Origin of the sequence: Rhizobium tibeticum, from assembly GCF_900110205.1 — a bacterium.
GTDB classification, from domain to species: domain Bacteria; phylum Pseudomonadota; class Alphaproteobacteria; order Rhizobiales; family Rhizobiaceae; genus Rhizobium; species Rhizobium tibeticum.
This window is the reverse complement of the sequence record NZ_FOCV01000016.1, coordinates 70,747-94,725: the sequence shown is the minus strand read 5'-3', so window position 1 is coordinate 94,725 and position 23,979 is coordinate 70,747. Positions and strand designations below refer to the sequence as shown.

Genomic DNA, 23,979 nt, shown 5'->3' with positions numbered 1-23,979 from the left:
GCGGCGCCCCCGCGGTCATCCTGCCGGCGATGGCGGCGATCCTACTGGTCGCGGCGCTCGATGCTGGGCGGTTCCATTGGTTGGCTGTTCCGGCCCGGGCGGTGCTATCGAGCTATGTCGGTGTGCTGGCGGGCATCGCGGTCACTGGATGGGCGCAGGCGGTGAATCCATTCTTCGGCATGGGGCTTGCGCTGGGCTCCTTCTGGAAGCTCGGAGCCGCGCGCTGCCGGCCGTGCTACTCGCCTTGGGCACGTCCCGGGAAGACCAGCTTTTGCGGGCCGAGCTTCCTCGATATGACGATTATTCAATCGGATGCGTTGGAGATTGGTTCCGGCGTCTGGTGAAGGCCGGGATTCTATATCGGCTGCCGAGCATCGACCTAAATGCCTTTCAACTACCGCATTGGGCCAGCGCAGGACACACCCAGCGCTATCGTCGAGCGGCAGCTGTGGGTCGTGACGGGACCTTCGCTGCATCATTGGCAATGGTTCCGGATGTGGCGGGCGCAAAGCGGCCCGAGGCTTTCGGGCCCTTTGCAGAACGCCGCCTGATGTTAGTGCAGTCGAGAGCTATTTCCGCTAAACAGACTTGACGCGGGGCTGACGCACCTTGGTCCATGAGTTCTGGCCTGACCACCCGCATCTGCGTGAATCCGCCGATCGTCCATGTCGGCGCAAGATCAAGCAGTCGCCTAGCCGAGGCGAGAGCGCTCTACAAATGGCCTGCATTCATCTGGCTGGCGATCAAGGTTGCGTGTAGGATGGCGAAACCCGCATTCGAGCGAAGCGCCGTTTCTGACCAACGGATGGCCTCCTTGCATTCCGCCTGAAGAAGCAGACCTATGAAAGTGCAGATGGGCATGATCGTTCAGAGGGTCGAAGGGGCTTAGCTGGATTGCCCTGTGAGCACACTGGACCGCACGATCGAAACGCTCGCGGAACATCGTCACCGTCGCGGCGAAGTTGTTAGCGAAGGCGGAGTTTGAGTTGAGCTCAAGTGCCCGTTCCAGTGCTCGCATCGCCGTGTCACTGTCGTGGTGTTGATTTTCGAGAATGCGCGATGCACACCGACAAAGGAAGTGAAAGCCGTGGGAACCATACTTATCATCATCATCTTGATACTGCTCCTGGGCGGGGGCGGCGGCTACTACGCACATGGCCGCTACGGCGGACGCGGATTGGGGGGAGTCCTCGGACTTGTTGTAATTGTGCTGCTGATCCTGTGGCTCACAGGCGCACTCCACGGTGGGGCTGCTCCACCACTATGAACATCAATGGAGATGCACCAATGAAGGTGCATTTCTACTCCCGCATCAAAGAGCTTTTCGTAAGAGCAACGCGGGAGCAACCGCCACGATCTCGTCGGCTCGCTCGGCACAAAGGCTGGCGCGAGGGGACGAATAGCGGAAATTCGCTGTGTCTACATCAGATTTTCGTGGTCTGAGAGTTTGGACCTTGCCGTGACCGTCGTGCCTTCTTAGGTCAGCTGACATGTCATCTTCGCAGCCGTACCAGAGAGCAGTATGATCCTATCCCTATCCGGCGTCAGAAAGTCGTATTCGACCGCCGAGGGCACAATCGAAATCCTGAAGGGTGTCCATCTCGGGGTCGCAGCAGGCGAAAGCGTGGCGCTCACGGGAGAGTCGGGCAGTGGGAAGAGCACACTTCTCCATTTGGCAGGTGGGTTAGACCAGCCCGACGCAGGGTCGATCTTTATGAACGGGCGGGAACTAGGACAGTTTGGAGAGAGCGAAAGGGCAAGATATCGCCGATCGGACGTGGGCCTCGTGTTTCAGCAGTTCAATCTCATCCCCTCACTGAGTGTTGCCGCAAACCTTTCATTTCATGCCAAACTTGCCGACAGATACGATGCCGCATGGGAACGACACCTGATCGAAGGGCTTGGGTTGGAAAGTTATCTTGGCCGCTATCCCGAGCAATTATCCGGCGGCCAGCAGCAACGGGTCGCAATCGGTAGAACCCTAGCGGCGCGGCCGCCTCTGGTTCTCGCGGACGAGCCGACCGGAAACCTGGACGAAGCCACCGGTGATGCGGTCCTCGATTTGATGCTCTCGCTCGCACGAAACGCGGGATCAGCTCTTCTTCTGGTAACGCACTCGTCTCGTCTCGCTGATCGGTTGGATCGAAAGGTCGTCCTCCATGGTGGAAGGATCAGTGAATGAGGCTAGCCGCTTTCGCAGCCCTCCTCTCACACTGGCGCCGGAAACCTCTCCAGTTTCTAACCTTGATCCTGGGGATAGCTCTTGCGACCGCACTTTGGTCAGGCGTTCAGGCAATCAATGCGGAAGCTAGGGCGAGCTATGTCCGGGCGGCATCTGTTTTGGAGCAAGGCGCCCTTCGACAGATTGTGGCAAAGGACGGCGGCGGCATTCCTGTTGAGATCTACGCAAGGCTGCGCCGGGCAGGATGGAACGTCTCTCCTGTAATCGAGGGAAGTCACAGGTTTGGAAACTTGCGGATACGGCTAATCGGCATCGACCCACTTACCATGCCAAGCGAGGCGCAAGCTTTTCCGATCGCTAGTGGTTCTGACTTGTTCGGCTTCGTTTCGGGGAAGGGCCAGCTTATCGTCTCGGCGAGAACGGCCGCAAAGCTGCGCGGCGCCACAGATATGGATCTCAAGATTTCGGAGAAGACACCCGATGATGCGGCTTTTTCCGATATCGCGGTGGCCGACAGATTGCTGGACGCACATGGCAAGTTGAGCCGTTTGGTCGTTGCTCCAAATCAAACGGCGGGATTGGCTCCGCTCGACAGGATTGCGCCCGAGGTTACGCTCCGTGAAAACCAAGATCATCCCGATGTAGCCCGCCTCACTGATAGCTTTCATCTCAACCTGACGGCTTTTGGATTTTTATCCTTCATTGTCGGGCTATTCATCGTCTATTCGGCCACCGGCCTTTCGTTCGAGCAGAGACGCGGGACATTTCGGACGCTGCGATCCCTCGGCATCTCTCTACGTGCTTTGACGTTGATGCTGGTGATAGAGCTTGCGATACTGGCGTTATTGTCCGGATTGATCGGGGTCGTCATTGGCTACTTCATCGCTTCAGCGCTAATGCCGGGCGTGGCTGCTACCCTCAGAGGCCTATACGGCGCGAGCATCTCCGGCTCTCTTTCGCTGCGGCCGGAATGGTGGCTGGCAGGACTGGCAATCGCCCTTGGCGGCACCGCCGTATCATCGGCTGAAAGTTTGTGGAGGGTCTGGAGGTTGCCAATTTTGACAGCAGCCCAACCAAGGGCGTGGGCGAGGGCATCCGTTATAGGGCTCGTTTACCAGGCTATAACCGCAAGCATACTTCTCGCGTTGGCGACAATGCTCGCCGCTGTGGGATCGGGGCTTGTGATGGGCTTTGCGGTACTCGGTTGCTTATTGCTCGCCGCGGCTCTGATGCTGCCGGGTCTTCTTACAATTGCTCTTCTCGGGGCAGAACGGGCATCACGCAGTGCCGTCGCTCGATGGTTTTGGGCCGACACGCGCCTGCAACTGCCGGGCCTGTCGCTTGCCCTGATGGCGCTTCTTTTGGCGTTGTCAGCAAATGTCGGTGTCGGAACAATGGTCTCAAGCTTTCGGCTGACCTTTAACGGGTGGCTGGATCAACGTTTGGCTGCGGAGCTTTACGTCACCGCCAAGGATGAAGATGAGGCCAGGCGGCTGCGGGAATGGCTTCCGCAATATGCGACTGCGGTCTTACCGATTTGGCGTGTCGAAGGTGATGTTCTTGGTGAAGAGCTGCAGATCTACGGGGTTGCTGATGATCCGACTTACAGGGAACATTGGCCACTGATCGTCGCGGACAATGACGCGTGGGACAAGGTCGCGACGGGGCAGGGCGCTTTGATCAATGAACAGATGTGGCGGCGCGGCGCCGCTCAGCCCGGGCAGACCATCACCATGCCCGGCGGATGGAACGCGGTAGTAGTCGGGATCTATTCGGACTACGGCAATCCGACGGGACAAATCATTGTCGGGCTTAATTCGCTTGTCGAACACTATCCCGATGTTTCAAAGCTTCGGTACGGAATTCGTGTGCCTCCTTCGCAGGCCCAGGACCTCAAGCGCCAGCTGGTCGATAAGTTTGGATTGCGTGAGACGAGCATTGTCGATCAGGCTGCCCTCAAACAGCAGTCGAGGTCCATCTTCGAGCAGACGTTTAAGGTGACAGGCGCTTTGAATGTTCTCACACTTGCGGTGGCTGGGTTCGCCATGTTCTCCAGCTTGCTGACGCTTTCCGGCATTCGGCTTCCCCAGCTTGCCCCGGTCTGGGCCATGGGCATCCGGCGGCGTGATCTCGCGCTGTTCGAGGTTTTGCGCACCCTAACCCTTTGGCTTGCAACTTTCGTCGCCTCGATCCCTGTAGGTCTGGCACTCGCATGGGTGCTGCTTGCAATCGTCAACGTCGAGGCTTTCGGATGGCGGCTGCCGATGATGATCTTCCCGCTCGACTGGTTATGGTTGGGCGCGATCTCCCTTTTGGCTGCGATCCTCTCGGTTCTGGTGCCAGTCAGGCGCCTAGCCTTGATCAACCCGGCCGATTTGCTCAGGATTTTCGCTAATGAACGCTAGGTGCCTGGCTTCCGCTCTGGTGGCATTATCGATGATTTGTCCAGCCGGGAGCGCTTATCCACAGGGCTTTGCTGGACTTGGGTCGGACGCAGAAGGCTTTGCCGTACCTCGACGCGGCGTTGCTCTATCGTTTCCCGCCGATCACGGCGCTCATCCCGACTACCGGATTGAATGGTGGTATGTGACCGCAAATCTCGTTGGCGAGGATGGCAAGCAGTATGGAGCGCAGTGGACGCTCTTTCGATCTGCCATGGCTCCGGGTGATCGCCCAGGGTTCGCGGACCCGCAAATTTGGATCGGTCACGCGGCCGTCACCACCAAGAACCATCAATACGTAGGGGAACGACTTGGCCGTGGAGGCGTCGGACAGGCAAACGTAGTGGCTGTGCCATTCCAAGCGTGGATCGACACTTGGCAGATGAAGGGCACTCAAATTGCGAGTAGCGACGCTTTGGCGAATATCGAGCTCAACGCTGATGGATCGGACTTTAGCTACACGCTGAACCTGACGGCAACCGGTCCGCTGGTGTTGCAAGGAGATCATGGGTTCTCCGTGAAATCTGAAAACGGTCAGGCCAGCTACTATTATTCGCAGCCCTTCTATCAGGTTTCGGGTGCGCTTAAGATTGATGGGGCAGATATCAAGGTCAGCGGGAAGGCCTGGCTCGACCGGGAGTGGTCTTCGCAGCCGCTCGCGGCCAACCAGACAGGTTGGGACTGGTTCTCATTGCACTTGGATACCGGCGACAAAGTGATGGCATTTCGGCTTCGGGATGACCAGGACGGTTACATCTCAGCTAACTGGATTAGCGCCGATGGACGCACCACACCTCTTTTAGGCGCGGCGATTCTGATGGAACCGGTACGACGAGCAACGGTGAACGGGCGTCAGATGCCGGTTGCATGGCGCATCAGAATTCCGCGGAAGTCGGTCGATATCATCACTCAACCTTTGAACGACCGATCCTGGATGACAACCTCCACGCCGTATTGGGAGGGACCAATTGCCTTCAAGGGGACAACATCAGGTGTCGGCTATCTTGAAATGACGGGGTACTGAACTGAACGCGCCGAACTTCATGGCTTTCGGTTCGGCGGCGTCCCGGCTCGGGCTGAGGTCATCGACCGGACCGAGCACTTCTCCACTCCGCGACATCTTCCATTTGCACCCAGATCGTTTCCTCCTTTCCGGCACGACCATGCTCCAGCTTGTACGTCGCAACCTGGCCAAACGTGTCAACGTATTCGAGTAGTCGTTCCTCAGATGCGTCTGGTGGTGACGCTACTCCTTCCAGAGCTTCCCGCGTCACGATGACGAGCCAATTCGCCGTCTCGTCGGCCATGGGGATGTGACCGTTCTCGTCTCGAATGAATGGCGGCAGGTTGGGACGGCGTTGAAGCGACATAGGGTGCCCTGAGACCTTCTTGAAACAACTTTGTCAGGTTAAAGAACTATGTTGACGTGATGTCGTTCCGAGAAAACCGCGTGCGGATGTCAAAAAAATGCTCTTTCACACCACGAACTCGGTGTGCAGTATCTGACGAAAATAGAAATGGCTTCATCTCTCAAATGAGCATGAGCCGACCGGGCGGGACAGTCTCGGCAAGCACAACCGATGCCTTCAAACGACAAAAATCATGCTATTGTCGATCGGTTCGACAGAAAGGCACATTTCATGATCGCTCGGCGAGACTTCACTTACGAGGAATGGAGCAGGCTTTTGCAGCTTTACCGGCACGAGAACGCTCCATTGGGAGACGCAATTGCTAAGAGGTTCAGCGAGCTTGGCGTTACTGAAACGTTCGGCGGAATAGATCTAAGTGACGCAGCTAAGCGGCTGGTTGAGCACGAGCTTCTGATGGAGCGAAGGAATCGGCTTCAGCGATGACGTTAGGGGTTCTGTTCATTACCCTGACTTCCAGAACGTCATGAAGCTCGGGCCACAGATTTGATTGTGAGCGATGGCACTGTCTGTGGCGTCCTTACCGAAGTGGGCGAGGGTACGCTTGTTACAAGGTCCCGGGTTGCCGTGGGTGCCGATGGTCGGCATTCGGTCTCTCTAGCCAGACGCCAACATGGAGGTGAAAGAAGCTGACGTGACGCTCAGACGATCCGCCCGAGGCATGGCTTTGTAATGATCGACCGTCAGGATTAATGGCAATGCGGCGATGTTGCTCGAAAGGGTGGTTTCGCAGACGTCAAAACCAGGGGTCTTGACGGGCCTTCGAGCCGAGCTTTGCGCTTTATTACTGGTACTTTCTACAGCCTTTCAGAATCAAAGCAGAAGCCTGAAGCACCGGATGGCGTCCTCCAACCGATATGGCTTCTTTAAGAAACGGCAACGCTGGGGCAGGGAGGATTGTCGGAGGGCCACCACGGCAGAGGTCATAACGATTGCCAGCTTTGGCCAATCACGGTGGATGCGAACTGCTAGCCCAACTCCGTCGATATTCCCGATCATGTTAATCGAGGTGAATACCAAGCCAATGTCATGCTGGACTTGCAGTATGCGCAAGGCATCATCGCCACTCGAGGCGTCGGTAACGTTGAATCCGGCCGCCGTTATCGCGTCGACTGCGGCAGCTCTTGCCTCTGCGTTTTCCTCTACGACGAGTATCGTTGGCAGCGGCAAAGCAAGTTGAGCCATCAAGTGCACCTCTACTGGAGTGGTCACCGCAATGAAGCACGGATGCTGCGGCGCAGCAATATCTTCCTGACCAATGCTGCCAAACGGCGAGCAGTGTCGCGCCAAGGATCCAGGGCTGATGGCCAGGCGATGGCGTCACCCACAAGGACATCGGTTGATGCCGTCATGATCAGGGCGTGGGCGCGGATCGTGCCCGTGTGCGTCTGTAGGGCAACCCGCCTCCCGTCGAGTTCGACAGATTCGACCTCAGTGGCAGCACTTAGAGTAACGCCAACTGTCGCGCTCGCTGCGACGAACGCATCGTAGCCTCCCGGCAGCCTCCAGTTCTGTCCGCTCAATGCTTCGTCGTACGCTAGGTAATCCAGGACGGATACGCGCGCGAGTTCATCGCCACTAATGAAGCCGCTCATGGCCTGCAGATATGCTACCCATGGGCCGGGCTCGAGCAAGTCGGTAGCGCAATCGCTTTCGGGAGGAGTCGCAACGAGACGTTTGCTCCCTCGGGCGAAGGCTTCCCGCGGCGCTTGGCTTTCCTTCGCGGTAAAGCCGGCCAAGAACTAGAAACTTCCCTCCGCACGCTATCGCGGCCAAAAAGGGCGCTTAGGGTCGTCCCGACGCCGCGGGCTGTGAATGTCTCTGTTCAATGAGAGAACGTTCATCGCCAGTTACTGCTTTCTGAACCGACGGACCCCATTAAATAACTATTTAGATACACACTTTTACAAAGCAATATCAACGCCTTAAGTAACTCTACTGGGTGCCCCCCGGTCCATCCAAGCTTGACAGCTTTCAGGTTTCGCTGTCTGTTCGACATGAGGAAATCCCCCAAAGACTCAGACGCGGGGCGCAAGGAACTTCCGAGGAGGCATTGCTATTATGTTGAGATTTGCGGTCGTCGGGATCGATCATGCACACACGTTCGATCACGTGAAGGGCCTGCTTGCCGCAGGTGCAGAATTCGTCGGCTATTGCCCGCAGACATCCGTGCCGGCGCTGTTGGAAGCTTTCCAGAGAACCTATCCGGAAGCCCCACAGATCGACCGCGAGACGATATTCGCCGATCCATCGATCGACGTCATCTGCATTGCTGCGATCCCTCGTGACCGCGCAGGCCTGGCCATCCGAGCCATGAACGCCGGCAAGGACGTGATGACCGACAAACCCGGTGTGACGACGTTTGCTCAGCTCGAAGAGGTGAAGCGCACCGTCGCTGAGACGCGCCGCATCTTTTCGATCTGCTTTTCCGAACGTCATTGCGTGCGATCCGCCGTCAAGGCTGGCAAGCTCGTCAACCAGGGGGCGATCGGCACGGTCATCCAGACGCTGGGCGTCGGCCCACACAGGCTGCAACTGCCGACGCGGCCGGATTGGTTCTTCGAACCGGAAAAATTCGGCGGCATCATTGTCGACATCGCCTCGCACCAGGTTGACCAGTTTCTCTTCTATACGGGTTCGACGAGCGGCGAAGTCGTGGCAAGTTCGGTCGGCAATTTCGGGATGCCGGACAGGCCTGCCTTCCAGGACTTCGGCGAAGTCCTGCTGCGTTCAGACAAGGCCTCGGGCTACGTGCGCGTCGACTGGTTCACGCCCGAAGCGCTACCGACCTGGGGCGATGGCCGCCTGACGATTCTCGGTACCGACGGCTATATCGAATTGCGCAAGTATATCGACATCGCCGGACGCCCGGGCAAGGACCATCTATTCCTGGTCAACGGCAAGGAGATGACGCACATCGATTGCAGCGGCGAGAGGCTCGACTATTTCGATGCCTTTGCTGCCGACGTGCGCGACCGCAGCGAGACGGCCATGCCCCAGGCTCATGTCTACGAGGTCTGCCGCCTTTCACTGGAAGCACAATCAAGGGCTGCGCGCCTGGGTCATCGCTGAGGAGCCACCATGTCCAAGAAGTTTCGTGTCGGCGTCATCGGAGCGGGGATCGCCTCGCGCCACCTGACTGGCTTTTCCTGGAACAAGGAAATGTTTGACGTCGCTGTTCTCTGCTCTTTGGACGAGGACCGTGGCAGGGCTCTTTGCGAAGAGTTCGGTATTCCCGAATACACACAGGATGCCGAGACGATGATTGCTCGCTCAGATCTCGATATCATCGACATCTGCACGCCGCCAAGTTCGCACTTCGAACTGTGCCGAAAGGCGATCGAGGCCGGAAAGCACGTCATCTGCGAAAAGCCGCTGTTCGGCTCGATCGCCGAAGTGGACGAGATGGCCCGTATCGTCGCGCGCGCCGAGGGCCCGAGGCTCATGCCGATCTTCCAGTATCGCTATGGTTCCGGACTTCAAAAACTGAAGATGCTGATCGATCTCGGCCTAACCGGCACCCCGTTCCTGACCACGATCGAAACTCATTGGTGGCGCGGCCCGGATTATTATGCCGTCCCGTGGCGGGGAAAATGGGGGACCGAGCTTGGTGGCGGCCTGCTTGGCCACGCGATCCACGCGCACGACATGTTGAACTATGTGCATGGCGCATGTGCCGAGATCTTCTCCTATGGGGCGACGCTGGTAAATCCGATCCAGGTCGAGGATACGGCCGCACTGTCGGTGAAGATGAAGAACGGTTCGCTGGCGACGCTGTCGATGACGCTCGGCTCTCGCAAGGAGATCTCTCGTCTGCGGTTCTGCTTCTCCGATCTCGTCGTCGAGAGTATTGTCGAGCCCTACACGATGGGTCGCGACCCCTGGACCTTCGTTGCCGGCACGCAAGAGCATCAGAAACGCGTGGATGACGCGCTTGCCGGCTATGTCGTCAAGGAAGACGGCTATACCAGGCAGTTCGAACTCTTCCACCATGCGCTGACGACGGGCGGCGAGCCACCGGTGACGTTGGAAGATGCCCGCAATTCGCTGGAGCTTGTCACCGCCGCCTATCATTCGCAGCGCACCGGCGCGCCGACGAGACTGCCGATCGTCTCGGATCATCCGCTCTATCATTCCTGGCTGCCGGAAGAAGAGCGGCGTCAGGCCGCTGGAGGCTGAGGCGGAAATGGTGAAAAGCTTCGAGCATGTCGGCATGGTGACCGGCGACATGGACCGGTCCCTTGCCTTCTATTGCGACCTTCTCGGACTGCGCCTTCATCTGCGCAAAACGATGGCCAATGGCACGGAAGTGGCTTTCCTCGATGCCGGCGGCGGCATGCTGGAGATCTTCGCCCCGCCCGCAGGCGCGGCGCGTGCCCCAGACCTGCCGCCGACCACATCAGGCGTGCTGCATATTACCTTCCTTGTCGAAAGCGTCGACGAAAGCTTTGCAAAGTTGGAAGCGGCAGGCGTCGAGATCAAGGAGAGGCCGCGCCCTGCGGTCAATTCAGAAATGCTTGACAGGGTCGCATTCCTTCGCGACCCCGACGGGATCATTGTCGAGATCGCCGAGCGCGGCCACGCGTTGAAGTGGTCCTGATCTGCCGAAAATATATGGGCGAGCAGATCAAAATTTCCGCGCTGCGGTAACCACTCGGTAATGCCCATTTGTCAGCCTGCAGGAGACGATACATTCCTTCACGGCTGGGGGTTGGCATGTCACGCACCAAGGACGACTGGATCAATCAGCGCGCCTATGCGCTCTGGGAAGCCGAAGGGCGGCCGGAAGGTCGCAGTGGCGACCATTGGCAGCAAGCGGCACGCGAATATCAGCAACTCGAGCTTACCCGCGCCTCCGTTGACGGCAGCGACCTCGTCGAGCGCCTCCGTGCGATGGGCAAACTGATGCGTTCGATAGACGTTGAGAACGGCAACGATGTTGCCGCAGACACACGAAAAGCGTCTTCATGAGAGACGACTGGGGGCCGGATGATCGCCGCGCAGGCGCCGACGACGCAGATCATTCCCGGACGAGAACCTTGTCCGACTGCAACCAGAATGGTGGCAGATAGAGCGGCGTGGAAGAGAGCGGCAGGATGTTGTCGGAGATCACCAGGCCGAGCTTGTCTGCCATGAAACTACGCCGCGCGGCAATGCGCGCATGCATATCAGGATAGCGTTGGCGTATCTCCTCGCGCAGCTTGGCATCCCCAAAGGCCACCATGTCTTCGCAGTTGAGAGCCCAACCGGCTGGCATCGGCACCGGAATGACATCGACCTGGAACGGCATGCCGGATCGTAAGCGCTCGATCGAGCCGGGCCGTACTGGCGAATGCAGCCATTCCTCGTGGCTGCCAAGGTGGCCGGGGTTCAGCGCTGAGTTGAGGCCCGCCGATTTGAGCTTGTCGGTGACGGCGGAGAACAGATCGCCGCCGGTCACGCCGATATCTGCCGTCTCGTACCAGGTGATCAAGGCCTCGAAATAGGCTTTTGCGGGCGTCAGGAATGTGTCGTCATGATCGGTGAGGAGGCCGGCGCGGGAAGACAGCGCTCCCCAGTAGCCGAGTGCCGTCGTAACGCCATCTCCCTTCTTCAGGCGCCGCGCGGTCGGGCTTCGCAGACCGATGATGTTCTCGCCCACGCTGACGGAGGCAAACATCGTGTGGACGTTTACCGGGTCCCCTTCATAGCCGAGGCGCCCCAGAGCCCCGAATTCCGTATCTCCCACGCGAACACCGGCAACGACCCTGAAGAGCGCCTCCGAGCAGCGTACGGCGGCCCATTCGAAGGCTGCGAGTTGATCGACATCGACGATCGCGCGATGGCCGGTTTCCGGATGCATGAGCACGGGCGTCGCGTCGATCAATTGCGCTGACTGACCAATTAACCGGCGCAAGGCGTTGACGATAAAATGCGGAACGAAGAAGCTCTGGGCGGACTCGTCGTCCTCGTCAGTCGAGAGATATTTCCAGCCGACCAGGCCGATGGAATCCCCGGCCTTGATTCCCGCATCGCGCAGCCGATCGCTTAGCCGCGGGTCTTGGCTGCGGTCCTGTCCCATGAGGCTGAACGTTTGCGCGCGCAGCACCTCGATGCCGCCAAGACCGGCAATCGCCGTATAGCTCTCGGATTCGTTTCCGGTGATGATGACGCGTCGACCGCCCGGACCAAGAAGCAGGAGGGCCTCCTCGAAACGCGGCTCGAAGCCGGAGAGATGCATGATGTTTCCGAAGTGCTCGCGATCGGCATAGACAACCAGCCAGTCGGTGCCGGCAGCTTTCAAGGCTGCGTCCGCTCGCGCGGCGTACGTCGCCGACGGAATTTGTGGCTGCGTCAAGGTGGGGCCGAAATCCGGCAAGGCAACAGGCGCAAGAGTGATGGACATGCGGTTCCTCCAACCAAAACGAAAGTCAAACAAAGATGAAAAGCACAAAAACCGTGTATGGCAGTCACCCAGCGGCCAGGAAACGAAAGATTAGCATAGCCGAAAGACACGACACTGCGGTATCACGCCTTCGAAGGTGGAAAGCTCACGATCATGAATCACGACGATAGCCGCGGTGCTCCGCCCACGATTGCCGATGTGGCGCGCTTGGCCGGTGTCTCGCGCGCCGTCGCAAGCCGGGCGCTTTCCACCGAACCGCGCCCGGTGTCGCCCGAGAAGCGGGAGCGCGTGATCGCCGCCGCCACCAGCCTCGGCTACAAGCCGAACCTCTTGGCGCAGAGCCTGACCACCAAGACGGTCAATCTCGTTGCCGTCGTGGTCAACCACATCCACGATCTCTCCGACCTCGATCTTTTTGACCGGCTCATCGATCAAGTCCAGATGATCGGCAAGCAGGTCATCCTGATCCGCATCGGTTCGGTCGCACGCGTGGAGGAGTTCCTTCGCAATGGCGTCGCCTACCATGTAGATGCCGCACTGGTGTTTTCCGATTTTGCCGACGCACCGACCGTCCGTCGCATGTTCCGCTCGGATCATGTGATCATGCTGAACGGCCTTCACGACGAGTTCTCGCCCGTGATCATCCCGGACGAGCATGCCGGCATCGCCGAAGCCGTCGCCGATGCTGCGTCGAAGACCGTGCGGACCGCGGGACTCGTCACCGGGCGTGCGTCCTCTCCGGTCGAGCAGGCACGCATCCGCTCATTTCACGAGGCCTTTGCGCGTTACGGCATCAATCTGCTTAAAACGGTCCAGGGTGATTATTCCTACGAAAGCGGGCATGCCGCAGCCAAGGAGGTTGCCGACGCCGATTGTCCCGACGCCGTCTTCTGCACATCCGATGCGATGGCGATGGGTATTCTTGACGTGTGCCGGACCGATTTTCCCGGCGGCCGGCCGTCGCGATTCCGGCTCTATGGCTTCGACAATCTGTCGCTGACCGATTTCGACGCCTATCCGATATCGTCGATCGGCTACGATAAGTCGCTCTATGTCCGTCATATCGTCGAATCCGTTGCCAGTCCCGGCAATTTCAGACCGGGTCAGCCGCCTGTCACCGTGCCGACACGTTTCGTTCCGCGCCTGACCGCCTAATGAAAACGGGCCGCCCGAAGGCAGCCCACAATCATGTTACCACTGAGGGTTCAGGGCAGGGGGATTGGATTCGGCACCCCACCACTTCTTGTAATTTGCGGCATAGGCACCAGACTGGATGTAGTCGGAAACGAACATATCGAGCCAGCGCACGAATTCAGGATCGCCCTTGGCAACGGCAATGCCGATCGGATCGTTGGAATAGAGACCAGGCAGCGTGACAAGCGACGGGTTCTTGGTTGCGAGAGAATCGAGCAGTGACGAATCTTCGATTGCCGCGTCGACGCGCTTCTGCTGCAACTGCAGGACGCCATCGGGCGCAAACTGATCGACGTAGACGAGTTGCGCATCGGGAATTGCGATCTTCAGGAAGCTCTCACCCGTCGTGCCCCGACCGACGACGACCTTCTTGCCGGCGAGATCCTTCAGGTCCTTGATGCCTGCATCCTTTTGGACGATGACGCGCAGGCCGGCGCGATTGTAGGGAATGGTGAAGTTCACCGTCTTGGCACGCTCAAGCGTTGCCGAGGTGTTGGCAACGGCGACGTCGATCTGGCCCGAAACCAGCATCGAGATCCGGGCGTCACCCGACACGTCGACGAATTCGACCGGCACACCGAGCTTCTGGGCAAGCATCGTCGCGACGTCGACGTCGTAACCGACTGGATTGTTCTGCGCGTCACGGAAGCCAATCGGCTCGCCGCCGAGCGACACGCCGATGCGAACGGTGCCTCGCGAGCGGATATCGTCGATCATCCCGGCAAAGGACGGAAGTGCCGAGCCAGCCGCAATGGCCAGGGCGGCAAAGGTAGTCAGAATGCGCTTCATGGTTCATTCCCTCTTTTGATTATGCCAGTTTCGCTGCCCGCAATTCCGGTTCGGGCATCGAGTCCTCCCAGAGCCAGTAGCGAATCTCGCCCTCGCATCTGAAATTCACGACCTCATGGTTTCCCTTGGCGTCAACCGCATGGATGACGACGCCGGCCAGGAACCCAGAGGAGAGTTCATTGAGCTCATCAACGGCGAGTTTAACCGCGTCGGAGAGCGAATAGCCGAGCTTCATCGCCAGCACGACGGTACGCGCTGTCGAGCAGCGCATCGTCATCTCGCCGGTATGCGTGCAGGCGGCCGCGCCATAGCGGCTGTCGGCGTAGAAGCCGGCGCCCGGGATCGGGCTGTCGCCAAGGCGACCCGGATATTTCCACGCCCAACCTGACGTCGATGTCGCCGCATGGGTGCCGCGCCTGGGATCGGCTGACAGGAAGACGGTGGTATCGCGTACGCGCTCCGGATCGGTGATGGCACGGCTGAGCGGTGCAAGCGGAATGTCAGGGAACTGCGCCAGGTCCTCCGGCGACAACTCCTTTTCCAGCCGTTCCCACCAGACCCGCCTGCTGTCTTCAAACAGCACGTCATCCTCGGCGAAACCGATTTCAGTGGCAAAACGCCGAGCGCCGTCGCCGGTCAGCATGACGTGTGGAAGGCGCTTCATGACTTCGTGGGCAAGGCGTGCGACCGGCAGTGTATTCGGAACGGCACCAACGGTGCCGACCTCACGGGTGTTACCGTCCATGACGGCGGCATCAAGCTCCATATTGCCAAGCATGTTCGGCCAGCCGCCATAGCCGACGCTGCGCACCTTGACTTCGCTCTCCACCTTGCTGATCCCGGCGACCATCGCGTCAAGGCTGATTGCACCATCGCGCAGCATCTCCACGGATGTCGGAAAGCCGGGCCAGGCTTCGTTATTGGCCAATAGCAGCATCTAGAACCTCTATTCTTTGCGCATCTTGGAAAGGAACTGGGCAACGCGCGGGCGCGCCATGCCGCCTTCGGCGGCGAAGAATTCTTTGGTCGGCAGATCGACCAGCAACCTGCCCTTGTCGAGAAAGACGATGCGATCGGAAATCTGCCTGGCGAATTCGACCTCGTGCGTGACGAACAACATCGTCGTACCTTCCTGCGCGAGCTTGGCAAGGATCGCCAGCACCTCCGCCGTCATCTCCGGGTCAAGCGCGCTGGTCACTTCATCCAGCAGCAGATAGCGCGGCTGCATTGCAAGCGCCCGGCAGATGCCGACGCGCTGGCGCTGACCACCCGAGAGCTGCGCCGGATAGGCGTCGGCCCTGGTACCGAGACCAACGGACTCAAGCAGGGCACGCGCCGTCGCTTCGGCCTCGGCGCGTGGTCTCTTCAACACCTCGATCGGTGCGAGCGTGATATTGCCGAGCACCGTCATGTGTGGATAGAGGTTGAAGAGCTGGAAGACCGTGCCGGAGCGCTTGCGAGCCTCCGCGAGCTCGCGAGGCTTGCCGACATCGAACTCGTCGACCATGATCCGGCCACCATTCAGCTTCTCCAGGCCGTTGATACACCGGATCAGCGTCGATTTGCCGGAGCCCGAGGAGCCAAGGATCGAGACGACCTCACCGGGCGCGATCGTCAGGTCGACGCCGTCAAGCACGGTGGTGTGGCCGAAGGCCTTTTTTACGTTCTCAACTTTGATCATGTCAGAGCCCTCTCCAGGCGCTGTGGGCGCGAAGGCGATTTTCGAAGCGCGACCCCAGCAAGGCGACCAGCTTGGCGGCGGCGTAATAGAGCAGACCGACGGCCGTCCACACGATGAACGGCTTCAGTGTGCGCATGTTGAGGATGTTGCCGATCTTGGTGAGGTCGACGACCCCGATGACCGAGATCAGCGACGTCACCTGCAACTGGTTGACGAGCAGCGCGATCAGCGGGCCGATCGCAAATGCGGCTGCCTGCGGGGCGACCACATGGCGAAGCACCTGCCAGCGGCTGAGACCGAAGACGCGCGCCGCCTCGAGCTGATCGCGGCCGATCGACTCGATCGCTGAAACCGCGATGACATAGATAAAAGCGGCTGTGTTGGCCGAAAGGGTGATCGTCGCTGCTGTTGCCGGCGTCACGCGGATGTGGAAGAGACCGGGCAGGCCGAAGAACACGAGAAACAACTGCACCAGCACTGGCGAATTCTTCAGGAGTTCGGAGACGAAAGTGATCACCTCACTCAGGAGCGGTACGCGATAGAAGCGGACGATTGCCCAGCTGATTCCGACCATCAGTCCGATCAGCGATGTCACGAGAAAGAGCGCGATATTGACGCCGAGACCCTGCGCCAGAAGAACGAGATCGAAGGTCGTGAAATCGGTAAAGCGCATCAGGCGACCACCTCCATCATGTCACGGTTGAGGCGACGGTGGAGCAAGGCAATGGCGAGCGAGACGAGATAGGTTAAGGCCGCATAGACGACGAGCAGCACGATATAGACTTCGAAGGGTCGATATGTCTGCGAGACCACGATCTGTGCCGAACCGGTCAGCTCGTTGAGCGTGATGGTGGAGAGGATCGACGAGGTGAGGATCAAGTTGATGAGAACCGAGCCGAGCGGGCGCACCGAGGTCCTGAGTGCGATCGGCAGGATGATGCGGGTAAACATCACACGCCATGAAAGGCCGCTCACCTCGGCTGCTTCGATGATGCCCTGGTCGATTGCAAGGATGCCTGCGCGGATCACATCAGAGGCGTAGGCGCCACCGGCGATCGACAACGCGATCACGCCCGTCGTGAAGGCATCGATATAGAGCCCGATCTCTGGAAGGCCATAATAGAAGAAGAACAGTTGCACGATGAATGGCACGTTCCGGAAGATATCGACGTAGACGAAAGCAATCCGCCGCAGCAGTGCAGACGAGGATGTTCGGGCGATTGCGACGGAAGCGCCCATGATGACGCTGCCGGCGAGCGCAAGGGCGCATGTCTCTGCCGTCAAAAGGGCGCCCTGCGCGAGAAAGCCGAGATGAGGCAAGAGAATCGACAGGTCGAGCCGCACGATCTCTCCATGACTAAGAGTGAAACCGGTTTCATCGTGTCTCGGTGACGTCTTGTTGTCAAGAACGCAGCGGAGATTTCCTGATATATCTGGCCCGCATCGAGCCGATGGGTTAGCAAGCGGGTGCGAGAATTCTTAAGACGGCAACGAGGCTGGAACTGGCCAAGCCTCCCTAGCTTACAGTCGCCAGTTAGTCTTTCCCAAATCAACGAGCACGCCATGAGCCATATCCCGCAGATCGACTACGCCACTGCTTCACAAGAGATCCGTGCCGCATATGACGAGGAGGTGAGGGTACGCGGGCGCATGACGAACATGAAGCGGACGTTATTGCATTCACCAGTAGCCCATCGCATCTACGCCGAATGGTTCACGCTGCGCGCCGAACTCTCGGCAATCGCGGATCGGCCGATCTGGATCTTCTCGCATGCCGTTTCGAAAGCAGCAAAATCGAAGATCGCCATCACCTTCTTTCGCCGGGCGCTGATCAATGCCGGGTTCAACCCGGATGCGATGCTACTCTCCGAAGAAGAGGCGCTCCTCGATGCCTTCGGCAAGGCAATCGTCGCCGACTCAAACGCGATTCCCGCAGAGATCTGGACGAAGCTGAAGGAACGTTACGATGGCAAGACGCTGGTCGATCTCGTCGCCTTTGCCGGCATCATGCTCGCGACAGCCGTCTTCAACAATGTCGTCGAGGTCGACTTTGATCCCGAACTCGAAGCCTTCGCCGAAAATGCCGGCGTATCGGATGCCTGAGGTCACTCACGGCTCCAGCGTCCGCAGGTCTTCGCCCCGCGGCGTAATAGGTGATATGACTAGGCGCGGCGGCTCATGGCCGCTATCCCTGCAGCTAGCTCGCCTGCCACGAAGACTGCATGTTCGGTGATCTGTGGCAGCCCCATGAGCTCTCCAAAGGTCCCACGCGCCAGCGGACCGGAAATCAGCAATGACGGATCGGGGCGGCCATCGGCTGCGATCGCCTCTGCGCGCTGCGAACAAGCGATGCCGAGACCGGTCGGGTCAAGTTGCAAATGTAACTGATCGCGCAGGCCGGCAAGCCATACCTGGCTCTCGAGAATGCCGCCATGCGCTGGACCTGTTGTGACGACGACTGCATCATAGCTTTTCTTAAGCGGCAACGCATGTCGCCGTTGCAGCTCCACGTGGATGATCTCGCCCTCGCGCTGCACCCGACCGACGGAGGCCGCCAGCACTTCCATCCTGCCTTCCGCGATCGCCCGCTCCAACACGTCTTCTACCTGCGGCGCGATGCGGAACCGATGAACGTCCCAGTAGGGCCTGATGTGGCGCACGATCCGGCAGCGTTCGGCAATCGGCAGGTTTTGCCAGATCGCATGGCCGTGGCCGCGCACCTGATCAATAACCGCGTGCCACGTCAATCCCGCCGTCTTGGCTTGCTCAATGGCCTGCCGGACGCTCCGCAGCAGTGCCGTCGCACTATGGGCCGGGGCCGTCTCGAACTCGCCGAACGGGTCCTGCGCGAAAGGCGCATGTCCCTTCGATCTCAGCCCGCGGCGCGAAATCGACGTGATCGGCCCGCGATGGCCAGTGCGCGCCAGCGAGGCGACGATGTCGGCCGCGGTCAGACCATTTCCGACAATCAGCAGCCGGTCGTCGGGACGGACGACGTCGAGCGCCCCGGCAACGGTGGAATCGGCCACAAACCGGGGATGTCCTTCAAGAGTTCGCAGAGCCCCGGGCGCCGATGGCGCGGGATGACTGGTGGCGATCACCAGGAAATCGGCAAATATCTGTCCGCCCTGGCTGTCGAAGATCTCCCAGAGCGCGCCGTCCCTGCACACCGCCGTAACGACCGCGCGACGATGGCGCACAATGCCGCTTTGCACGAGAGGCGTGAGCGCCGAGGCGATATAGGCGCCGAAGACATGGCGTCGGGGATAGAGGCTGCCATCAGGCCGATGTGCTTCCGGATCGTCCGCAACGGCATCATTGTGCCCAATCCATTCCAGAAAATCCTCCGGCTGATCCGGAAGTAGGCTCATGCGGGCGGCGGGAACATTGATGCGATGCGCCGGATCAGTGGTATCATAGGCAAGACCTCTGCCGAGGTCGCGCCGTGGCTCAAAAACGACGATTGCGGGCGGTCGGTCCGTGATGGAACGCGCCAGGTGGTACGCGACACCCGCTCCGGAAACGCCCCCACCGATAATCGCCACCAGGGGTCGCCGCGTCCGGCCATCGGTGTCATGTCGTGATTTCGCGCTGTCCTGCTTCAATGCCCGCGGTCCACATCACCTTGCTTGCGAGCGCAGGTTGGTCTTCGCGCTCGGATGGTTTAGTTTAGGGTCAGGCAAGCAGGCCGGCAACGACAATATTCTACAAAATCAGTAGAATTTTTATCCCGTCATTGCGTTCAGGCGCCGAAGAGTTTTTCCGTGCTGCAGCGCAATAGAGATCGGCTTGCTTGGTTTACCATCGGCAGTTTTGAAATTATCTGACCGTTCGAGGCCAGTCCTCATCAATTCAAGACGGGAAACACCACAATGAACAAGAAGACGTCCGCCACATCAAGCCTGACGCGTCGTGCAAGCCTTGCCGCTATCGTCGCCTCAGCAGTTGCCCTGGTTGCATTCACAGCCCCTGTTGCCTCCTTTGCGGACGACAAGTCGATCAAGGTCGGCATCATGAGCGGCGAGGATGAAGACGTCTGGCGCGTCGTGACCGCGCAAGCCGCCAAGGAGGGCCTGACGATCGAGACGGTCGTCTTCAACGATTACACACAACCGAACGAGGCGCTTGAACGCGGCGAAATCGACGCCAACGCCTTCCAGCACAAGCCCTATCTCGACAATCAGGTCGAGCAGCACGGCTATCATATCGTGCCGGTCGGTTATACCGCCGTCTGGCCGATCGGCCTTTATTCCAAGAAGCATAAGGCCGTCTCGGAAATCGCCGAAGGGGCCACCATCGGGGTTCCGAATGACCCCTCGAACGAGGGCCGCGCACTACGCGTTCTGCAGAATGAAGGCATCATCAAGCTCAAGGACGGCACGGGTATTCTCGCCACCGTGACCGACATCTCGGACAATTCGAAGAATGTCGAGATCAAGGAACTGGACGCCGGCGTCGTCGGACGCGCTATCGAGGATCTGGACGCGGCCGTCGTCAACACCGACTGGGCCTTGAAAAGCGGACTGTCGGCCGCCGACCGCATTGCGCAGGAGCCGATCGCCGACAATCCCTATCGCAACTTCATTGCCGTCAAGCAGGGCAGCGAGAATGAGGCCTGGGTCAAGACGCTCGTCTCCTCCTACCAGAACGACGCGGTTAAGGCCGAGTTCGACAAGGTGTATAAGGGAACCGGCGTCAGCGCTTACTGATCGACATTCGCGCCTGCATTGGGCGCGTTGAACAAGGCGGTCCGGGCGTTCCTTGCCCGGACCGCCTTGGACGTTTCCGAAGGGAAAGAACATGAATTCAATCGTATCGGCCTCGGCCATCGAGGCTCCGCCGCAGGCCACGGCAGAAGAGGTGGTCCGCCTCGTCGACGTGCATCGGCATTTCGGTGCCACTGCCGCTCTCGACGGCATATCCCTCACCGTCCACAAAGGCGAGATCCTCGGCATTATCGGGCGCAGCGGCGCCGGCAAATCCACGCTGATCCGCTGCCTGAACGGCCTGGAGCGTCCCGATCGTGGCGAGATCGAAATCGAGGGCCGCAGCATTGTCGGTCTCGACGAAAGGGAGCTGCAGCCGCTTCGCCGCCGCGTCGGAATGATCTTTCAGCACTTCAATCTACTGGCGTCGAAGACGGTCGAAGAAAATGTCGCATTGCCGCTGAAGATCGCCGGCGTCGCAAAGGCCGAACGCCTGAAGCGCGCGCATGAATTGCTGGAGCTTGTCGGCCTCACTGGCAAGGCAAAAGCCTATCCATCGTCTCTGTCCGGTGGCCAGAAGCAACGGGTTGGCATTGCTAGAGCGCTCGCGGCGCGCCCGGCATTGCTGCTCTCGGACGAAGCGACATCGGCGCTCGATCCCGAGACGACCCGTTCGATCCTGACCCTTTTGAAGGACATCAACCACAAGCTTGGCCTCACCATCCTGCTCATCACGCATGAGATGGAAGTCGTGCGCAATATTGCCGATCGCGTCGCCGTCATCGATGCCGGTCGTATTGTCGAGGAAGGACAGGTCTGGTCGGTGTTTGCCGATCCGCAGGCGCAGATCACCCAGAGCCTGCTTTCCGGAAGCCGCCCGCAATTGCCTGAGCACATCGCCGCCCGGCTGTCTCCCACCTCCGGCCAGGAGGCGATTCTCAGCATCGACATGGCGGGACCGGCCGCGCAAGGGGCGGTCTTTGCCGACCTCTCCACGGCCCTGCCGCAATCCTTCAGGCTTGTGCACGGCGGTATCGACCATATCCAGAACCAGCCGGTGGCGCGGTTCTTCATTGCCGTCCCCATGCGCGATCCCGCCGTGAAGGAAAAGGTTCTGAAGTTTCTGAAGGCTCGCTCGGCGCGCGTGGAGGTTCTCGGCTATGACACCGATCATGTTTAATCTTTTGCTTCGCTCCCTGTGGGAGACGATCCTGATGACCGGCGCCTCAGGCCTGATTTCGCTGGTCTTCGGCCTGCCGCTCGGTCTCGCGCTGGTGCTCACCAATAAGGGCGGTATCGCCGAGAATGCCTGGGTGAACGGCATCCTCGGTGCAATCATCAACGGCTTCCGTTCGGTCCCCTTCATCATCTTGCTCGTCGCTCTGATCCCGCTGACGCGCCTCATCGTCGGCACCGCGCTTGGCACGTGGGCCGCCATCGTGCCGCTCGCCATTGCCGCAACACCCTACTACGCGCGTATCGCCGAAGTGTCGCTGCGCGAAGTCGACCGCGGCCTGATCGATGCCGTGCGCGCCATGGGCGGCAACCGCTGGACAATCATTCGCGAAGTGCTCGTTCCGGAAGCGCTGCCCGGCATCGTCGCCGGATTCACGGTGACGTTGGTGACACTGATCGGCGCTTCCGCGATGGCCGGCGCGATCGGCGCAGGCGGTCTCGGTGACCTTGCCATCCGCTATGGCTACCAGCGCTTCGAGACGACCGTCATGGTGGCGGTCGTTGCCGTGCTGATCGTGCTGGTTTGTGGCATCCAGTGGCTCGGCGACCGGTTGGTCGTCAGGCTTGACCACAAGTAATCAATAACGAAACGCGGCGGCAGGGTGCGAGGATGGCAGCCTGCCGCTGCCGCCAAACAGCTTTTTCCTGAGGGGACCCTCGGCGTAGTCCGCCTTAAACAGGCCGCGCTCCTGCAGCACCGGCACGACGAGGTCGACAAAGTCGCGCAGGCTTTCGGGTGCCACCGTGCGCGCCAGATTGAAGCCGTCCACGCCACCATCCAAAAGCCATGCCGCCAGGCGATCCGCGACCTGCTCGGCCGAGCCGACAATCGGCTTAATGCGGCTGCCAAGCACCATCTGGTCGATAATCTGGCGGAGTGTGCCCGGCTCCCTTGTAATTGCGCCGAGCGCAGATTGATTGGCATTGGTGGATCTCTGCTCGATCGGATCATCGAGGCCATATCTGGAGAAGTCGACGCCCGTTGAGGCGGAATAGTGCGCCAAGGACGCCTCGACGCTCGCATGCCTGCGATAGTCCTCGAGCTTGTCCTGCGCCTCCTTCTGCGTGCGCCCAACGACGACCGTGACGAGACCGAGAACGCGCAAGGCATCGGCACCGCGCCCAACCAACTCGGCTTTGCGTCGCAGCGCCTCCACAGTCGGTCGTGCCGCCTGTGGGGTCGCCGCTGCGATGAAGACGCATTCGGCGTGGCGGGCCGCAAAATCCTGTCCACGCGCAGAGGCCCCTGCCTGAAAGAGCACCGGCGTGCGCTGCGGTGAGGGCTGTGCAAGGTGGATTGCCTCCATCGTGTAGTATTGACCCTCATGCCTGACGGCGCGCACTTTCGACGGGTCGGCGAAGACGGCCCGAGATTTGTCGCGAAGCACAGCCTCGTCGTCCCAGCTTCCCTCCCAAAGCTTGTAGAGGATTTCGAGGTATTCCTCGGCCGCATCGTAACGCGCATCATGCTCGGGCAACGCTTCAAAGCCCATCGCACGCGCGGCACTGTCAAGATAGCCGGTAACGATGTTCCATCCGATCCGGCCCTTGGTCAGGTGATCGAGCGTCGACATCCGTCGCGCCAACAGAAAGGGCGGCTCGTAAGTGGTGTTGACCGTGACCCCGAAGCCGAGATGCGTGGTGACATAAGCCATTGCCGAGATCGGCATCAACGGATCGTTGACCGGAATCTGCACGCCCGCCTCGATGACTGGCGCCGGACTGCTCTTGTAGACATCGTAGACACCAACGATATCGGCGAGGAATATCCCGTCCAGCTTGCCGCGCTCGGCGGTACGGGCAAGGTCAACCCAGTAGTCGAGGTCCGTGTAATGAAGGGACGTATCGCGCGGATGCGTCCACATGCCGTGGTTGATATGGCCGACGCAGTTCATGTCGAATGCGTAGATCTGCATCTGCTTCATGCCATCGTTCCCT

25 protein-coding genes are annotated in these 23,979 nt (G+C 59.7%); 14 read left to right on the top strand and 11 right to left on the bottom strand.

Going from position 1 to position 23,979, the window contains the following annotated elements:
- Positions 1 to 29 precede the first annotated feature (29 nt).
- The 5 genes from BSG20_RS18525 (at position 30) to BSG20_RS18505 (ending at position 5,647) form a co-directional block, all read left to right on the top strand.
- Complete coding sequence (locus BSG20_RS18525; protein WP_072377702.1) at positions 30 to 344, top strand: hypothetical protein; 315 nt, start codon at positions 30 to 32, stop codon at positions 342 to 344.
- 743 nt (positions 345 to 1,087) lie between these two features.
- Entirely contained in the window at positions 1,088 to 1,267 is a 180-nt protein-coding gene (locus tag BSG20_RS18520) for a DUF3309 family protein (protein WP_083539949.1), read from the top strand.
- A 255-nt stretch (positions 1,268 to 1,522) separates the two neighbouring features.
- On the top strand, positions 1,523 to 2,182 hold the full coding sequence (locus BSG20_RS18515; RefSeq protein WP_072377698.1) for an ABC transporter ATP-binding protein: 660 nt from the start codon (positions 1,523 to 1,525) through the stop codon (positions 2,180 to 2,182).
- Entirely contained in the window at positions 2,179 to 4,587 is a 2,409-nt protein-coding gene (locus BSG20_RS18510) for an ABC transporter permease (protein ID WP_072377696.1), read from the top strand. Before BSG20_RS18515 ends, BSG20_RS18510 begins: the two co-directional genes overlap by 4 nt.
- Complete coding sequence (locus tag BSG20_RS18505) at positions 4,577 to 5,647, top strand: lipocalin-like domain-containing protein (RefSeq protein WP_072377694.1); 1,071 nt, start codon at positions 4,577 to 4,579, stop codon at positions 5,645 to 5,647. The genes BSG20_RS18510 and BSG20_RS18505 overlap by 11 nt, the downstream gene beginning before the upstream one ends.
- A 58-nt stretch (positions 5,648 to 5,705) precedes the next feature.
- Here BSG20_RS18505 and BSG20_RS18500 read toward each other — a convergent pair whose 3' ends face one another.
- The 3 genes from BSG20_RS18500 to BSG20_RS18485 all read right to left on the bottom strand — a co-directional run bounded on the left by BSG20_RS18500 (position 5,706) and on the right by BSG20_RS18485 (position 7,789).
- Positions 5,706 to 5,993 carry a hypothetical protein gene (locus tag BSG20_RS18500; RefSeq protein WP_072377692.1) on the bottom strand — a complete coding sequence of 96 codons (288 nt, stop codon included), beginning with the start codon at positions 5,991 to 5,993 and terminating at the stop codon, positions 5,706 to 5,708.
- A gap of 870 nt (positions 5,994 to 6,863) precedes the next feature.
- On the bottom strand, positions 6,864 to 7,235 hold the full coding sequence (locus BSG20_RS18490; protein WP_072377799.1) for a response regulator: 372 nt from the start codon (positions 7,233 to 7,235) through the stop codon (positions 6,864 to 6,866).
- Positions 7,236 to 7,258: 23 nt separating this feature from the next.
- Complete coding sequence (locus tag BSG20_RS18485) at positions 7,259 to 7,789, bottom strand: FAD-dependent oxidoreductase (protein WP_072377690.1); 531 nt, start codon at positions 7,787 to 7,789, stop codon at positions 7,259 to 7,261.
- Between the two features lie 322 nt (positions 7,790 to 8,111).
- Between BSG20_RS18485 and BSG20_RS18480 the strand changes: the two genes are divergently transcribed.
- The 4 genes from BSG20_RS18480 to BSG20_RS18465 all read left to right on the top strand — a co-directional run bounded on the left by BSG20_RS18480 (position 8,112) and on the right by BSG20_RS18465 (position 11,021).
- The gene (locus BSG20_RS18480; protein ID WP_072377688.1) at positions 8,112 to 9,122 is read left to right on the top strand and encodes a Gfo/Idh/MocA family protein; all 1,011 of its coding nucleotides are present in this window, start codon (positions 8,112 to 8,114) and stop codon (positions 9,120 to 9,122) included.
- 9 nt (positions 9,123 to 9,131) lie between these two features.
- Positions 9,132 to 10,229: a Gfo/Idh/MocA family protein gene (locus BSG20_RS18475; protein WP_072377686.1), complete on the top strand. Its 1,098-nt coding sequence runs from the start codon at positions 9,132 to 9,134 to the stop codon at positions 10,227 to 10,229.
- 7 nt (positions 10,230 to 10,236) lie between these two features.
- Positions 10,237 to 10,650 carry a VOC family protein gene (locus tag BSG20_RS18470; protein WP_072377684.1) on the top strand — a complete coding sequence of 138 codons (414 nt, stop codon included), beginning with the start codon at positions 10,237 to 10,239 and terminating at the stop codon, positions 10,648 to 10,650.
- A gap of 116 nt (positions 10,651 to 10,766) precedes the next feature.
- Positions 10,767 to 11,021, top strand: coding sequence for a DUF2934 domain-containing protein (locus BSG20_RS18465; RefSeq protein ID WP_072377682.1), 255 nt, complete (start codon positions 10,767 to 10,769; stop codon positions 11,019 to 11,021).
- Between the two features lie 49 nt (positions 11,022 to 11,070).
- Here the strand turns inward: BSG20_RS18465 and BSG20_RS18460 are convergent, their stop codons facing one another.
- Positions 11,071 to 12,435: a M24 family metallopeptidase gene (locus BSG20_RS18460; RefSeq protein WP_072377679.1), complete on the bottom strand. Its 1,365-nt coding sequence runs from the start codon at positions 12,433 to 12,435 to the stop codon at positions 11,071 to 11,073.
- A gap of 153 nt (positions 12,436 to 12,588) precedes the next feature.
- Here BSG20_RS18460 and BSG20_RS18455 point away from each other — a divergent pair, with 153 nt between their 5' ends.
- Positions 12,589 to 13,590 carry a LacI family DNA-binding transcriptional regulator gene (locus BSG20_RS18455; protein WP_072377677.1) on the top strand — a complete coding sequence of 334 codons (1,002 nt, stop codon included), beginning with the start codon at positions 12,589 to 12,591 and terminating at the stop codon, positions 13,588 to 13,590.
- 36 nt (positions 13,591 to 13,626) lie between these two features.
- On the opposite strand, the gene BSG20_RS18450 is transcribed toward BSG20_RS18455, so the two are convergent.
- The 5 genes from BSG20_RS18450 to BSG20_RS18430 are packed head-to-tail and all read right to left on the bottom strand — an operon-like array spanning position 13,627 to position 17,443.
- Positions 13,627 to 14,418, bottom strand: a complete 792-nt coding sequence (locus tag BSG20_RS18450; RefSeq protein WP_072377675.1) for a transporter substrate-binding domain-containing protein — start codon at positions 14,416 to 14,418, stop codon at positions 13,627 to 13,629.
- Positions 14,419 to 14,437: 19 nt separating this feature from the next.
- Complete coding sequence (locus tag BSG20_RS18445; RefSeq protein ID WP_072377673.1) at positions 14,438 to 15,355, bottom strand: isoaspartyl peptidase/L-asparaginase; 918 nt, start codon at positions 15,353 to 15,355, stop codon at positions 14,438 to 14,440.
- A 9-nt stretch (positions 15,356 to 15,364) separates the two neighbouring features.
- Complete coding sequence (locus tag BSG20_RS18440; RefSeq protein WP_072377671.1) at positions 15,365 to 16,099, bottom strand: amino acid ABC transporter ATP-binding protein; 735 nt, start codon at positions 16,097 to 16,099, stop codon at positions 15,365 to 15,367.
- Position 16,100: 1 nt separating this feature from the next.
- A complete protein-coding gene (locus tag BSG20_RS18435) occupies positions 16,101 to 16,772 on the bottom strand; it encodes an amino acid ABC transporter permease (protein ID WP_072377669.1) in 672 nt (223 codons plus the stop codon).
- Entirely contained in the window at positions 16,772 to 17,443 is a 672-nt protein-coding gene (locus BSG20_RS18430) for an amino acid ABC transporter permease (protein ID WP_072377667.1), read from the bottom strand. Before BSG20_RS18430 ends, BSG20_RS18435 begins: the two co-directional genes overlap by 1 nt.
- Before the next feature lie 219 nt (positions 17,444 to 17,662).
- On the opposite strand from BSG20_RS18430, the gene BSG20_RS18425 reads away from it, so the two are divergent.
- Positions 17,663 to 18,202, top strand: coding sequence for a carboxymuconolactone decarboxylase family protein (locus BSG20_RS18425; RefSeq protein WP_072377665.1), 540 nt, complete (start codon positions 17,663 to 17,665; stop codon positions 18,200 to 18,202).
- Between the two features lie 59 nt (positions 18,203 to 18,261).
- On the opposite strand, the gene BSG20_RS18420 is transcribed toward BSG20_RS18425, so the two are convergent.
- Positions 18,262 to 19,704 carry an FAD/NAD(P)-binding protein gene (locus tag BSG20_RS18420; protein ID WP_244541362.1) on the bottom strand — a complete coding sequence of 481 codons (1,443 nt, stop codon included), beginning with the start codon at positions 19,702 to 19,704 and terminating at the stop codon, positions 18,262 to 18,264.
- 267 nt (positions 19,705 to 19,971) lie between these two features.
- Between BSG20_RS18420 and BSG20_RS18415 the strand changes: the two genes are divergently transcribed.
- The 3 genes from BSG20_RS18415 (at position 19,972) to BSG20_RS18405 (ending at position 22,619) form a co-directional block, all read left to right on the top strand.
- Positions 19,972 to 20,808, top strand: a complete 837-nt coding sequence (locus BSG20_RS18415) for a MetQ/NlpA family ABC transporter substrate-binding protein (protein ID WP_072377663.1) — start codon at positions 19,972 to 19,974, stop codon at positions 20,806 to 20,808.
- Positions 20,809 to 20,899: 91 nt separating this feature from the next.
- Positions 20,900 to 21,985 carry a methionine ABC transporter ATP-binding protein gene (locus tag BSG20_RS18410; RefSeq protein WP_072377661.1) on the top strand — a complete coding sequence of 362 codons (1,086 nt, stop codon included), beginning with the start codon at positions 20,900 to 20,902 and terminating at the stop codon, positions 21,983 to 21,985.
- On the top strand, positions 21,966 to 22,619 hold the full coding sequence (locus BSG20_RS18405; protein WP_072377659.1) for a methionine ABC transporter permease: 654 nt from the start codon (positions 21,966 to 21,968) through the stop codon (positions 22,617 to 22,619). Before BSG20_RS18410 ends, BSG20_RS18405 begins: the two co-directional genes overlap by 20 nt.
- On the opposite strand, the gene BSG20_RS18400 is transcribed toward BSG20_RS18405, so the two are convergent.
- Positions 22,620 to 23,966 (bottom strand): LLM class flavin-dependent oxidoreductase, encoded by a 1,347-nt coding sequence (locus tag BSG20_RS18400; RefSeq protein WP_072377657.1) that lies wholly within the window; start codon positions 23,964 to 23,966, stop codon positions 22,620 to 22,622.
- Positions 23,967 to 23,979: the final 13 nt, after the last annotated feature.

Coding starts and splice junctions, on each gene's coding strand:
- BSG20_RS18525 (WP_072377702.1), top strand. CDS start 30: ATGGCGGCGATCCTACTGGTCGCGGCGCTCGATGCTGGGCGGTTCCAT.
- BSG20_RS18515 (WP_072377698.1), top strand. CDS start 1,523: ATGATCCTATCCCTATCCGGCGTCAGAAAGTCGTATTCGACCGCCGAG.
- BSG20_RS18510 (WP_072377696.1), top strand. CDS start 2,179: ATGAGGCTAGCCGCTTTCGCAGCCCTCCTCTCACACTGGCGCCGGAAA.
- BSG20_RS18505 (WP_072377694.1), top strand. CDS start 4,577: ATGAACGCTAGGTGCCTGGCTTCCGCTCTGGTGGCATTATCGATGATT.
- BSG20_RS18500 (WP_072377692.1), bottom strand. CDS start 5,993: ATGTCGCTTCAACGCCGTCCCAACCTGCCGCCATTCATTCGAGACGAG.
- BSG20_RS18490 (WP_072377799.1), bottom strand. CDS start 7,235: ATGGCTCAACTTGCTTTGCCGCTGCCAACGATACTCGTCGTAGAGGAA.
- BSG20_RS18480 (WP_072377688.1), top strand. CDS start 8,112: ATGTTGAGATTTGCGGTCGTCGGGATCGATCATGCACACACGTTCGAT.
- BSG20_RS18475 (WP_072377686.1), top strand. CDS start 9,132: ATGTCCAAGAAGTTTCGTGTCGGCGTCATCGGAGCGGGGATCGCCTCG.
- BSG20_RS18470 (WP_072377684.1), top strand. CDS start 10,237: ATGGTGAAAAGCTTCGAGCATGTCGGCATGGTGACCGGCGACATGGAC.
- BSG20_RS18465 (WP_072377682.1), top strand. CDS start 10,767: ATGTCACGCACCAAGGACGACTGGATCAATCAGCGCGCCTATGCGCTC.
- BSG20_RS18460 (WP_072377679.1), bottom strand. CDS start 12,435: ATGTCCATCACTCTTGCGCCTGTTGCCTTGCCGGATTTCGGCCCCACC.
- BSG20_RS18455 (WP_072377677.1), top strand. CDS start 12,589: ATGAATCACGACGATAGCCGCGGTGCTCCGCCCACGATTGCCGATGTG.
- BSG20_RS18450 (WP_072377675.1), bottom strand. CDS start 14,418: ATGAAGCGCATTCTGACTACCTTTGCCGCCCTGGCCATTGCGGCTGGC.
- BSG20_RS18445 (WP_072377673.1), bottom strand. CDS start 15,355: ATGCTGCTATTGGCCAATAACGAAGCCTGGCCCGGCTTTCCGACATCC.
- BSG20_RS18440 (WP_072377671.1), bottom strand. CDS start 16,099: ATGATCAAAGTTGAGAACGTAAAAAAGGCCTTCGGCCACACCACCGTG.
- BSG20_RS18435 (WP_072377669.1), bottom strand. CDS start 16,772: ATGCGCTTTACCGATTTCACGACCTTCGATCTCGTTCTTCTGGCGCAG.
- BSG20_RS18425 (WP_072377665.1), top strand. CDS start 17,663: ATGAGCCATATCCCGCAGATCGACTACGCCACTGCTTCACAAGAGATC.
- BSG20_RS18415 (WP_072377663.1), top strand. CDS start 19,972: ATGAACAAGAAGACGTCCGCCACATCAAGCCTGACGCGTCGTGCAAGC.
- BSG20_RS18410 (WP_072377661.1), top strand. CDS start 20,900: ATGAATTCAATCGTATCGGCCTCGGCCATCGAGGCTCCGCCGCAGGCC.
- BSG20_RS18405 (WP_072377659.1), top strand. CDS start 21,966: ATGACACCGATCATGTTTAATCTTTTGCTTCGCTCCCTGTGGGAGACG.
- BSG20_RS18400 (WP_072377657.1), bottom strand. CDS start 23,966: ATGAAGCAGATGCAGATCTACGCATTCGACATGAACTGCGTCGGCCAT.